At 40.3% G+C, this 13,071-nt stretch carries 10 protein-coding genes; all 10 read left to right on the plus strand.

The window, feature by feature from the left end:
• The first annotated feature begins 44 nt into the window (after positions 1 to 44).
• The 10 genes from ilvB to HCH28_RS06380 all read left to right on the plus strand — a co-directional run bounded on the left by ilvB (position 45) and on the right by HCH28_RS06380 (position 13,018).
• Positions 45 to 1,811 (plus strand): biosynthetic-type acetolactate synthase large subunit, encoded by a 1,767-nt coding sequence (ilvB, locus tag HCH28_RS06335; protein ID WP_202341117.1) that lies wholly within the window; start codon positions 45 to 47, stop codon positions 1,809 to 1,811.
• Positions 1,808 to 2,323 carry an acetolactate synthase small subunit gene (ilvN, locus tag HCH28_RS06340; RefSeq protein WP_004231416.1) on the plus strand — a complete coding sequence of 172 codons (516 nt, stop codon included), beginning with the start codon at positions 1,808 to 1,810 and terminating at the stop codon, positions 2,321 to 2,323. Before ilvB ends, ilvN begins: the two co-directional genes overlap by 4 nt.
• Positions 2,324 to 2,412: 89 nt before the next feature.
• The gene (gene ilvC / locus HCH28_RS06345; RefSeq protein WP_221680261.1) at positions 2,413 to 3,447 is read left to right on the plus strand and encodes a ketol-acid reductoisomerase; all 1,035 of its coding nucleotides are present in this window, start codon (positions 2,413 to 2,415) and stop codon (positions 3,445 to 3,447) included.
• Positions 3,434 to 4,969, plus strand: coding sequence for a 2-isopropylmalate synthase (locus HCH28_RS06350; RefSeq protein WP_221680262.1), 1,536 nt, complete (start codon positions 3,434 to 3,436; stop codon positions 4,967 to 4,969). The genes ilvC and HCH28_RS06350 overlap by 14 nt, the downstream gene beginning before the upstream one ends.
• A 184-nt stretch (positions 4,970 to 5,153) precedes the next feature.
• Positions 5,154 to 6,254: a 3-isopropylmalate dehydrogenase gene (gene leuB / locus HCH28_RS06355; protein ID WP_205444110.1), complete on the plus strand. Its 1,101-nt coding sequence runs from the start codon at positions 5,154 to 5,156 to the stop codon at positions 6,252 to 6,254.
• Positions 6,255 to 6,271: 17 nt separating this feature from the next.
• Positions 6,272 to 7,681 (plus strand): 3-isopropylmalate dehydratase large subunit, encoded by a 1,410-nt coding sequence (leuC, locus tag HCH28_RS06360; RefSeq protein ID WP_221680263.1) that lies wholly within the window; start codon positions 6,272 to 6,274, stop codon positions 7,679 to 7,681.
• Between the two features lie 32 nt (positions 7,682 to 7,713).
• Entirely contained in the window at positions 7,714 to 8,304 is a 591-nt protein-coding gene (leuD, locus tag HCH28_RS06365) for a 3-isopropylmalate dehydratase small subunit (protein ID WP_004231426.1), read from the plus strand.
• Between the two features lie 397 nt (positions 8,305 to 8,701).
• Positions 8,702 to 9,586 (plus strand): ribokinase, encoded by an 885-nt coding sequence (gene rbsK / locus HCH28_RS06370; protein ID WP_221680264.1) that lies wholly within the window; start codon positions 8,702 to 8,704, stop codon positions 9,584 to 9,586.
• A 256-nt stretch (positions 9,587 to 9,842) separates the two neighbouring features.
• Positions 9,843 to 11,693 carry a dynamin family protein gene (locus HCH28_RS06375; protein WP_221680265.1) on the plus strand — a complete coding sequence of 617 codons (1,851 nt, stop codon included), beginning with the start codon at positions 9,843 to 9,845 and terminating at the stop codon, positions 11,691 to 11,693.
• 104 nt (positions 11,694 to 11,797) lie between these two features.
• Positions 11,798 to 13,018 carry an RtcB family protein gene (locus tag HCH28_RS06380; RefSeq protein ID WP_221680266.1) on the plus strand — a complete coding sequence of 407 codons (1,221 nt, stop codon included), beginning with the start codon at positions 11,798 to 11,800 and terminating at the stop codon, positions 13,016 to 13,018.
• The last annotated feature ends 53 nt before the right edge of the window (positions 13,019 to 13,071 follow it).

Here is a 13,071-nt window from a genome sequence, read left to right on the forward strand (position 1 = left end):
ACACTGATGTGTGAGTTTGAAAGAAATGAAGGAGGCATAATTTGATGAGTGCGAATGTTTCAATCAATGAACAAGAACAATTAGCGACAACAGCAACAGCTGAACAAACCTATCAAGCGAAGGACGGTGCAGATGTATTAGTGCAGGCATTGCACGATCAAGGGGTTGAAATTGTCTTTGGCTATCCTGGAGGAGCCGTATTACAAATTTACGATGCGATGTATAAAAACCCTATTCGCCATATTTTAACAAGACATGAACAGGGTGCTATTCATGCGGCGGAAGGCTATGCTCGTGTTTCAGGTAAAACAGGCGTTGTTATTGCCACAAGTGGACCTGGTGCAACAAACCTTGTAACAGGTATTGCGGATGCCATGATCGATTCTATTCCATTGGTTGTTTTTACAGGACAGGTTGCGACATCTGTGATTGGAACAGATGCTTTCCAAGAAGCGGATATTATGGGGATTACAACACCGATTACAAAGCACAACTATCAGGTGCAGGATGTCAATGATATCCCCCGCATTGTGAAGGAAGCTTTCCATATCGCTAGCACAGGTCGTAAGGGGCCAGTTGTCGTGGATTTCCCAAAAAACGTTTCCCAAATGTTGTTTGATGTAGAGAATCCACCGCAAGCACCTGATGAAATTTATTTACCAGGTTATCAGCCAACATATAAACCAAATTATTTACAAATCCAAAAGGCGATTCAAGCCATTTCATTGGCAAAAAACCCAATCATCTTAGCAGGTGCAGGTGTTCTTTTTGCGGATGCACGTGAGGAATTAACGACTTTCGCAGAAAAATATCGTATTCCAGTAACGAACACATTGCTAGGCTTGGGCTCCATCCATGGTGAACATGACTTATTCCTTGGAATGGCTGGGATGCATGGAACAGCTACAGCAAATACAGCGATCACAAAATCGGATTTATTACTCAATATTGGGGCACGATTTGATGATCGTCTAACAGGTAATCTAGCTACATTTGCACCAAATGCAACGATTATCCATATCGATATTGATCCTGCTGAAATTGGCAAGAATGTACCGACAGATATTCCAATTGTTGCTGATGCCAAAGAGGCTTTAAAAGCACTGTTGAAAAAGGATTTCCAAGGTCCTGATACAGATGATTGGTTAGCTTATCTAAGGAATCATGCGATGGAATATCCATTATGGTATTGCAAGGATACAAATACGCAAGAAATCCTACCACAAGAGGCATTGCAATTAGTGCACAAGATTACTGAAGGGAATGCCATTGTGACGACAGATGTTGGGCAGCATCAAATGTGGGCAGCGCAATATTATCATTTAAATAATGATCATGCATGGGTAACGTCTGGTGGACTTGGTACGATGGGCTTCGGCTTCCCGGCCGCAATTGGCGCCCAATTTGCGAAGCCAGACAAAAAAGTTATTTCGATTGTAGGAGATGCAGGATTCCAAATGACGGCACAGGAGCTATCCATCCTACAGGAATTTAACTTACCAGTAAAAATAGTGATTTTGAATAATAGCTGTCTAGGCATGGTGCGTCAATGGCAACAAACATTCTATGAAGAGCGCTATTCATCATCACTTATGCCGATCCAACCAGATTTTGTTAAGTTAGCTGATGCTTATAACATTAAAGGCTATCGAATTAACACAATCGATGAAGCAGAGTCTATTTTCCGTGAGGCACTGCTGTCTGATGAGCCAGTATTAATTGACTGTCGAGTGAAACAGCTTGAATGTGTTTACCCAATGGTAGCACCTGGCAAAGGCTTACATGAAATGATTGGGGTGAAAAAGAATTGAAGCGAGTAATTACCGTAACTGTGATTAACCAAAGTGGTGTATTAAACCGTTTGACAGGTTTATTGATGAAGCGTCAGTTCAATATTGAATCGATTACAGTAGGTCATACGGAGCAACCAAATTTTTCAAAGATGACCTTCGTTGTCAACGTAGAGGACGAACGCAAAATTGAACAGCTAGTGAAACAGTTATCCAAGCAAATTGATGTGTTAAAGGTCAATGACATTACCGATAAATCGATTGTTCTACGAGAGCTAGCACTAGTAAAGGTGATTTCCCCACCAAATTTACGTTTGGAAATGAATTCAATTGTTGAACCGTTCCGCGCCCAAATTATAGATACAGCTAAAAATGTTGTGACGTATCAAGTAGTAGGGCATCCAGAGAAGATTGATGCCTTTATCGAACTCATTCGACCATATGGCATTAAAGAACTTACACGTACAGGAGCAACTGCCTCCGTTCGTGAAACACAAAAAGTCTCAAACCCGCAGCTCTCTATTTTAAAATAGTTTGCATATAAAAATGAATAGCTTGATAGACAGCGTAAGTTATCTAAAGCTATAAAAAAAACAAAACATATTCTAGGAGGAAATTAACTATGGCTACAATGTACTATGAGCAAAATATCAACGAGGACGTATTAAAAGGAAAGAAAATCGCAATTATCGGTTACGGTTCACAAGGTCATGCACATGCTTTAAACCTTAAAGAATCAGGTTTTGATGTGGTAGTAGGGGTTCGTCCAGGTGGATCTTTCGATGCGGCAAAAGCAGATGGTATTGACGTGAAAACAGTGGCTGAAGCAGCACAAGAAGCAGATGTTATCCAAATTCTATTACCAGATGAGCGTCAAAAAGCAGTTTATGAAGCAGAAATTGCGCCACATTTACAAGCTGGTAAAGCATTGATGTTTGCACACGGCTTCAACATTCATTTCGGTCAAATTACACCACCAGCAGATGTTGACGTATTTTTAGTAGCACCAAAAGGACCAGGACATCTAGTTCGTCGTCAATTCCAAGAAGGTGCTGGTGTACCAGGACTATTCGCTATTCATCAAGATGCTACAGGTCAAGCAAAAGATTTAGCGCTTGCGTATGGTAAAGGAATCGGTGCTGCACGTGGTGGACTTCTTGAAACAACATTCAAAGAAGAAACAGAGACAGACTTGTTTGGTGAACAAGCGGTACTTTGTGGTGGGGCAACACAGCTAGTAAGAGCAGGATTCGAAACATTAGTAGAGGCTGGTTATCAACCAGAATTAGCTTACTTTGAAACACTACATGAGCTTAAATTAATTGTTGACCTAATGTTTGAGGGCGGTATGGCAACAATGCGCTACTCAGTTTCAGATACAGCAGAGTGGGGAGATTATGTTGCAGGACCACGCATCATCGATGGGTCTGTAAAAGCTCGTATGAAGGATGTATTAACAGATATCCAAGATGGTACATTTGCTCGTCGTTGGATTCAAGAAAATGAAAATGGTCGTCCAGAATATACAAAATTCAAAGAAGCTGGTGCGAACCATCAAATCGAAGAAGTGGGCGCGAAACTACGTGCTATGATGCCATTCATCAACGAAGGTAAAGAAAAAGTTGTGAGAGAAGTGGCGACAAGTGCGAAAAATTGATATTTTCGATACTACGCTTCGCGATGGTGAACAATCTGCTGGGATCAACTTAAACACAGCCGAGAAGATTGAAATTGCCAAACAATTAGAGCGCCTTGGTGTGACAATTATAGAAGCAGGATTTCCTGCTTCGTCACCCGGTGACTTTGATGCGGTCCATCGCATTGCAGGTACAGTAAAAAATTCCATTGTGACGGGGCTAGCTCGCTGTATCCAAAAGGATATTGATGCTACATGGGAAGCGATAAAAGTAGCACAACAGCCACATATTCATATTTTTCTAGCCACATCACCTATTCATATGGAATACAAATTAAAAAAATCTCCTGATCAAGTGGTGGAGCAAGCGGTAGAGGCTGTTAAATACGCTAAAAAGTTCTTCCCACTTGTACAATGGTCTGCTGAGGATGCATTCCGCTCTGATCGAGAATTTTTAGTGCGAATTATGAACGAAGTGGTTGCTGCTGGTGCAACAACGATTAATGTTCCAGACACTGTAGGGTATGCATCCCCACAAGAATATGGTGCATTATTTAAGTTCCTACTGGAAAATGTCAAAGGTGCTGACAAAGTGAAATTCTCTGCCCATTGTCATGATGATTTAGGGATGGCAACAGCTAATACGATTGCCGCAATAGAAAATGGTGCTGCACAAGTCGAAGGAACGATCAATGGTATCGGCGAACGCGCAGGTAATGTGGCACTCGAGGAAATTGCTGTAGCACTTCATATTCGCAAGGACATTTATCAGGTGCAAACAGGCATTCAGTTGCAAGAAATTAAACGTACGTCTCAATTAGTCAGTAAATTGACAAATGTTGTGATTCAGCCAAATAAAGCGATTGTAGGAAGAAATGCATTCGCACACGAATCGGGCATCCATCAAGACGGTGTCTTAAAAAATCCAGAAACCTATGAAATTATTTCACCTGCTTTAATCGGCGAAGGTGAAATACCATTAGTTCTCGGGAAACATTCTGGTCGTGCAGCCTTCCGTGATCGTGCGGAAACAATGGGCTTCCATCTTTCTGATGAAAAGTTGAACAAAGCATTTGTGGAATTTAAAAAATTGGCTGATCGTAAAAAAGAAATTACAGAGGAAGATTTACTCACTCTTCTTACTGAGCAACAAGTTCAAGTAGAAGATGTACCACTCTTTGATTTGAAAATGGTGCAGGTGCAATATGGTACTGAAAATATTCCTACAGCGACAGCTATTGTGCTTACACCTGAGGGACTAGAGAAAACCGTTGTAGCTACTGGCTCTGGTTCAGTAGAAGCCATTTTTAATACACTGGAGCAACTTGTACCTGGAGCTGTGCATGTCATTGATTACCGTGTGACATCGGTTGGCAAAGGACGAGATGCACTGGGTGAAGCGGTTATAAATATTCGCTATGATGAGGTTTCGACTACAGGCCGTAATTCCTCTCAAGATGTTTTAGAAGCATCGGCAAAAGCTTATTTAAATGCTATTAACCGTCATTTAATTCAAGCATGCCTTCGCGCACATCCTGTATAGGTTTCTAAGGTAGTGAATTGTATGAAGTACCATTCACAAGTCGGATGCAATGATGTCATGGCGTATTGTATCAATTAACCCAAAATTACGCTTAGACGTAATGACTACGCTCACCTCGATAAAAGGTAGGTGAGCGTCTTTACTAAATTAGCGAATACGCTATACAAAGAAAGGTGTTTTGACGATGGAGAGAAAAATTACAGTACTTCCCGGTGATGGAATTGGGCCAGAGGTTGTTGCTTCTGCTGTACGTGTATTACAAGTGATTGGTAAACGATTTAATCATACATTTCATTTAGGATATGCAACAATTGGTGGTGCTGCAATCGATCAGCACAACAATCCATTACCGGATGAAACGATCGAGATGTGTGAAAATAGTGATGCGATTTTATTAGGAGCTGTAGGTGGTCCAAAGTGGGATCAAAACCCTCCTGAATTACGCCCAGAGAAAGGGTTACTGCGAATTCGGAAACACTTCGATTTATTTGCCAATCTACGTCCAGTAAAGGCGTTCCCGAGTTTACTAGATGCTTCACCATTAAAGCGTGAAGTGGCTGAGAACGTTGATTTAATGATTGTACGTGAACTAACAGGCGGCGTATACTTCGGGGAACCACGTATGCGTACTGAAAATGGCGCAATTGATACAACCGTTTACTCTAAAGCAGAGGTAGAGCGTATCGTTGAAAATGCCTTTGAACTAGCACGTTTACGTGGTGGCAAATTATGCTCTGTTGACAAGGCGAATGTGCTTGAAACAAGTCGCTTATGGCGTGAAGTTGTAGAAGCAAAGAAAAAAGAGTATCCAGATGTAATCGTAGAACATAACCTAGTAGACTCTGTTGCAATGAAACTTATTACAAATCCTGGACACTATGATGTAGTCGTTACTGAAAATATGTTTGGTGATATTTTAAGTGATGAAGCATCTGTTATTACTGGTTCTCTAGGTGTTTTACCATCCGCATCCATTCGTGGTGATAATTTTGGCTTATATGAACCAGTACATGGCTCCGCACCAGAAATTGCAGGGCAAGGTGTAGCAAATCCCGCTGCAACCATTTTATCCGTAGCGATGATGCTGCAATATTCATTCGGCTTAAAAGAAGAAGCAGCAGAAATTGAACGCGCTGTAAGTGCAGTATTTGATGATGGCTACTTTACAGCAGATCTTGCTCGCGACGGCAGTCGCGTTTTATCGACTAATGAATGGACAGATAAGGTAATTAACGAAATTGATACTAGCTTTGTATCACAAAGTATTATGACAACATATATTTAAAGAAATAGGTGAAGACAATGGGTAAAAATATAATTGAAAAGATTTGGGATAAACATGTTGTTTATCAGGAAGAGGGCAAACCGGACCTGTTATATATTGATCTTCATTTAATTCATGAAGTAACATCTCCGCAAGCTTTTGAAGGGTTACGTATGAACGGACGTAAAGTGCGTCGTCCTGATTTAAGCTTTGCCACAATGGATCATAACGTACCAACAAAAAATTTACCAACTATCCAGGATCCCATTGCACGCAATCAAATCGAAACATTAGCTAAAAATGCTGAGGAATTTGGTGTTGAGTTAGCAGGCATGGGTCACCCTGACCAAGGGATTGTCCATGTTATTGGGCCAGAGCTTGGATTAACACAGCCTGGTAAAACGATTGTTTGTGGTGATTCTCATACATCGACTCACGGTGCCTTTGGGGCCATTGCATTTGGTATTGGGACATCAGAGGTGGAGCATGTATTATCGACGCAAACGCTATGGCAAAATAAGCCGAAAACGATGGAGATTCGTGTCGAAGGGGAGCTACCAGTTGGGGTAGCGGCAAAGGATATTATCTTAGCCATCATTGCCAAGTTCGGTATTGGTGTCGGTACAGGACATATTGTGGAATTCACTGGAGAGGCTATCCACAAACTATCTATGGAAGAACGCATGACCATTTGTAATATGTCAATTGAGGCAGGCGCAAAAGCTGGGCTTATCTCACCTGACCAAACAACAGTCGATTATATTCGTGGACGCAAATATGCACCGCAGGGAGAAAAATTGGAAGAAGCAGCCGCTTACTGGTTAAGTCTTGCTTCAGACGAAGATGCAACGTACGATACGGTTCGTATTATAAAAGCTGAAGAAATTGAACCAATCATTACGTGGGGAACAAACCCATCAATGGGTACTGGTGTTTCTGGGCATGTTCCAACACAAGCAGATTATGAGGATGAATCTGACAAGGCGGCACTTCAAAAAGCACTTGCCTATATGGGCTTAGAGGAAGGACAGCCATTAACATCCATTGACATCCAGCATGTCTTCATTGGCTCCTGCACAAACTCACGCATTAGTGATTTGCGTGCAGCTGCTGATGTTATCAAAGGGCGTAAGGTGCATGACAAAGTTACAGCCATCGTTGTCCCAGGCTCACATACAACGAAAAAACAAGCAGAGGCAGAAGGTTTAGATAAAATATTTATAGATGCAGGCTTTGAATGGCGAGAGTCTGGTTGCTCGATGTGTCTTGCGATGAATGATGATGTCGTACCAGCTGGAGAACGCTGTGCCTCTACCTCAAACCGCAACTTTGAAGGACGTCAGGGCGCTGGAGCTCGTACACATTTAGTGTCCCCACCAATGGCAGCAGCCGCTGCGATTGCAGGTCACTTTGTCGATGTACGTGAATTTGTGAAGGAAACGGTGTAAGTCTTGCTTTACTCGAAAGGGATGATTGAAAAATGGAACCAATTAATATCGTAAATAGTGTCATCACACCACTTGATAGAAAAAATGTTGATACCGATCAAATTATTTCAAAAGAATTTCTAAAACGTATTGAGCGCACAGGTTTTGGACAGTTTTTATTTTACCATTGGCGTTTCGATGCACAAGGGAATGAAATAGCTGACTTTGTATTAAATAAACCTGAATTTAAAGAATCTAAAATTCTAGTGGCGCAAGATAATTTCGGCTGTGGCTCCTCTCGTGAACATGCACCATGGGCAATTTTAGATTACGGTTTTAACGTTGTCATTGCACCTTCTTTTGCAGATATTTTTCATAATAACTGCTTCAAAAACGGTATCTTACCGATTAAGCTAACAGAATCGGAATGTGATGCTATTTTAGCAAAAGGGTTAGCAAAGCCCTATAGTATGGAAGTAAATCTTGTAGAGCAAACCGTAACAGGGGAAGATGGTACAGTCTATCATTTTACAATTGACCCATACTATAAAGAAACGTTACTGAATGGCTGGGATGAAATCGCCTTAACCTTTAAATATGAGGACCACATTGCCGCATATGAGGCGAAGCGAGTAGCCTATTAATTGATATGACTGAAGACAAATTGGATGTTGTCTTCAGTTTTTTTTTGTGTAGTTCATTTCCCATAAGAAATTCTTTATAATAAAGAAAGCATCGACAATATTATCATAGTAAAAAAGATTTCGAATGTTACAAGAGCTAGTCCAGCCTGCTTTTGGAAACGTTTGTGGCTTATCTCAAGCATTGCTCAGTATGAAGTATAGGAAGATAATCCGAGTAGTTCACGAAACAAGATCGATTAGCTTTCGAAATATTACTGTTTATAAGGTCGTGTTTGAACTTGATAGGTATCTAGTAGATTTGTGAGTTTATACGAAATTTATACTGTTAAGCTACTGAAATGATACTGCTCATTTCAGTTGTTTTTTGTTTGATCAAAAGATGAAAGGTAGGAATTCAATGATTACAGTTATAGGAAGTTTAAATATGGATTTAGTTGTACAAATGAATGCTTTTCCAAAGCAGGGGGAAACCATTCTAGGTAACTCGTTTCAAACAGTTCCAGGAGGAAAAGGGGCTAATCAAGCAGTTGCCGCAGCTCGTCTTGGCAGTGAGGTGGCGATGGTTGGCTGTTTAGGGAATGATCATTTTGGTGAGACATTACATGCCGTTTTACAGCAAGAGCAGATTCAGACAAACGCCATTGTAAAAAGCACCACTGCTCCTACAGGCATTGCTAATATACTTATTTACAAGAACGATAATCGAATTGTTGTCGTACCGGGAGCTAATTATGACTTAAGCATATCCCATCTTGAAGCTTCAAAAGAGGTGATACAAAAAAGTCACTTGGTAATTATACAGCTTGAAATCCCTAAAGAGACGACAGCCCATGCCATTCATTTATGTAAAGAAGCGGGTGTTCCAATACTGTTGAACCCTGCTCCAGCAGCCAATTTTGATGTGCAGTGGATGGAGGATATTACCTATTTAACACCCAACGAGACAGAATGTGCTGAAATTTTTAACGAGCCAGTGGAACAAGTTTTAGAAAAATATCCTAATAAATTAATCGTGACATTAGGAAGTGACGGTGCACGTTATTTCGATGGCTCCTATCCAATTCATGTTCCAGGTTATATGACAACAGTCGTGGATACAACGGGGGCTGGTGATACCTTTAATGGGGCTTTAGCCCATGCTTTAGTAGAAGGGCAATCGTTGGATGAGGCTGTATATTTTGCTAATATCGCTGCTTCCTTATCTGTAGAGAAATTAGGTGCTCAAGGTGGAATGCCAACACTTGGAGCTGTTTATGCTCGTATGGCAGGTTTGGAGGAATAGGTCAAATGTCAGCTACTCAGCAACCTTGGATAGAAATCTCCAAGCCTTATACTTCTAAATTCATAGTCTGGACTATACCCTTTAGTCTGTGTAGCAATCATATATGAGGCAGACAGGAAATGGGTGTAAGGATGAATTCCTATTTGTGGTATAAACGTATAAGTATATTGTCCTCTTTTCATCAATCCATGTATTAGAAAAGCCATAGTTTCATTTATAATGGTCTTATAGATACATACGAAAAGAGGTTTTGAGGATGACGAACATTGACAATACGCCAATCGAAAATGCCACCTCAGCGAATAATATTTTGCCGCAATTTGTTGACCAACTACGACACTTGTACGGCATCATCGTCCAAAATACATATGTGAAAGATACAGCAAAACATTTAAATCGAATCATTCAAGATGCCAATAACCAGACCATGATTTTAATAGTTGGAAAAGAGCGGGTGGGCAAAACAACACTTGTGAATGGCCTTCTAGGACGCGAAATATTATCGGTAGATGATCAGCATCCAACAAGTGTAAATACGTTTATACGATACGGCGAGCAAGAAGAGATTAAAGCTTATTTTTTAGATGGTGTTGTCGCTGTATTTGATCTCAGTAAATTAGAACTACTAACAACTGGCGATACGTTTGCTTCCCAGATTTTACGTGAACATTTAGATTACCTAGAAGTCTATTTGAAAAATGATTTGTTAAAATCCGTGACAATCATTGATTCTGTGTCATTAGAAGCAGGCGGGGGAGAAATGGCTTATTTTTCAGAGGCGCTTATGAACCGTGTTGATGAAATTTTCTGGGTGTTACGCGCTGGTTCAATGGCAATGGATGCTGAACTTCTATTGATTGAAACGTTAAAAAATAAAGGTGTTGAACCTTTATGTGTCATCAATGGCATCGATGATGAGGAATATCCCACAGCATTTATGGAATCTGAACAACAACGTATTGGTCATTTGATGAGTGATTTTATAGGGATTTCAGCCATTAATGCACTAGTAGCCAAACAAACAGACAATCATGAGCTTTGGCAAAAAAGTCAGTATGATCAATTAATTGCTCACATTCATCGTGTGGCTGAAAATAGTGATAAAAAAACATATGCCATCCTAATTCGCTTCTTACAATGGCTTGAACGATTCCGCTTCGAATTGACTGTAATTCCACAACGAGATCCATTTCAATCTGCTGTAGAGAATATTGAAAAATACGCAGGCGATACCCAATATGAATATTCTCGCTATCAACGTGACTTAGCAATTGTCAAAGAATATGAGCAAGAATATGAACAGGTAGCGAACACGTTTAAACAGGTTCAAACACTGTATCAACTATTACAAACGATAGCGCAACATGATTATTTACAAGATTCCAAGGTGGAAGAATTTACCGAAATTGCTGTGCACTATCAACAAATGTTGCGTGAATACCGCAACATGCACAGTGAGTATTTACGCGAATATGAGCGTTTAGATGCACAACATAAAAAAATTCATGGTAAAGGTCTTATGAAAGCTTTCTTTGGCCAACATACGCAAAATGAATTTTTCAAAGAGCGTGTTCAAAAACTAAATGAGCAGCAAGAGGTTTGTGTCGCCCAATATGCCAAGGTACAACAAGCAGAGGTTTCAATGCTACAGGCGATTCGAGATACACAGCCTTTTTTGATTGATTTAGTGAAAGAACGCATGAGCCGTATTGAACAAAAAGTACAGAAACTAAATCAACAGCGTGCAAATGATAAGCGTCAGTTAAAGCGCTATGCTGAAAAATTAAATGAATTTTCTTGCTTAATCGAAGCACAGGGTTATATAAAAGAGCATCTTCAACCATTTTTAATGAATGAGCAAATGCCGTTGAAATCGAAGGATATTGCCATGCTTGAGGAAACTGTTCAGGCTATTTTAGCCATTGATTTATCAAACAATGGCTTACTGGCACGAAGTCAAATGAATAATAAAATGGAAAGTATTGCAATACCTTTTGTGGTGCAAGAAAAATATCCCCTGCAAATGCTTGCCTTAAGGGAAGAAGATGTAAAATCAAATGATATACCCGAAATACCCAAAAAATTAGTTGTCCAATATGAAGATTAGGTTTTCACCAAACGTTCTAAAAGTAGCATGCTTTTAGAACGTTTTCTTTATGACATGAAACAAATCATTCCAGTTTTACGTATAAGTAGTAAGGAGGGATACAATTGATTGAAATAAATGGACGCTTTACGAATGCTAAAATTTTTGCGCAAACAGCATTACAAACAGCTGTTGATCAGATTCAAGAATTAACAGATCAGGCTTTCATGGCAGGCACTAAAGTACGTATTATGCCAGATTATCATGCGGGTAAGGGATGTGTCATTGGCACGACCATCCAATTGCAAGACCGTGTTGTACCAAATCTTGTAGGCATTGATGTGGGGTGTGGTGTATTTGTAGCACAATTAGACGTAACGACCGTTGATTTTGCTCAACTCGATGCCATCATTCGCACATATGTACCAAGTGGGCAGGATATTCATAAAGAAGTATCGCCAAGCCGACATTTTGTCGAGTTTGAAGGGAAACAATTTCGAGCAAGCGGCTTGAAAGACGACTATACGAACTTGTCATTAGGTACACTTGGGGGAGGCAACCATTTTATTGAACTTGCCAAAGATGAAGATGATCAGCACTATTTGCTCATCCATACGGGGTCACGATATGTAGGGGCAAAGGTTGCTAATTGGCATCAAAAAAGAGCTTATGATAATTTACGTCGAGAAGATTTGACAGAGAAAATAGAAGCATTGAAACAGCAAGGACGACATCAAGAGATCCAATCCATGATACAAGCCCATAAAGAACAAACACCGTTCGTTCCAAAAGACTTGTCATATTTAGAGGGGGAAGCTTTCCATGATTATATCCATGATATGAAGATTGCACAGCAATTTGCACGGATGAATCGTTGGACCATTGCAGAAACCATTGCTAAACAGATGGATTGGCATTTTACGGATACGTTTGATACGATTCATAACTATATCGATACAGAAACGATGACGCTTCGCAAAGGGGCTGTTCGTGCAAATAAAGGTGAAAAGCTAGTTATTCCAATGAATATGCGGGATGGATCTCTGATTTGTATAGGGAAAGGCAATGCAGAATGGAATTATTCAGCCCCTCATGGAGCGGGACGTATGTTTTCACGACGCGCAGCGAAAAAAGCTTTGAATATGGCCGATTTTAAAGATACGATGCAGGGGATTTGGACAACATCAGTCAATGAAGAAACCTTGGATGAGGCGCCAATGGCCTATAAGCCGATGACCGAAATTACTTCTGCGATTGTGGAAACTGTAGATATTGTCAAAGTGATTAAACCTGTCTATAACTTTAAAGCGAGTGAAGCTGCAAAGCCATTTGAGCGAAAGGGTTAAGGGAGAGAAGGAATCATCACTATAATCATTATTCTATAAATGGTATAATATAG

It is taken from the genome of Lysinibacillus sp. K60 (assembly GCF_019731275.1).
GTDB lineage: Bacteria > Bacillota > Bacilli > Bacillales_A > Planococcaceae > Lysinibacillus > Lysinibacillus capsici.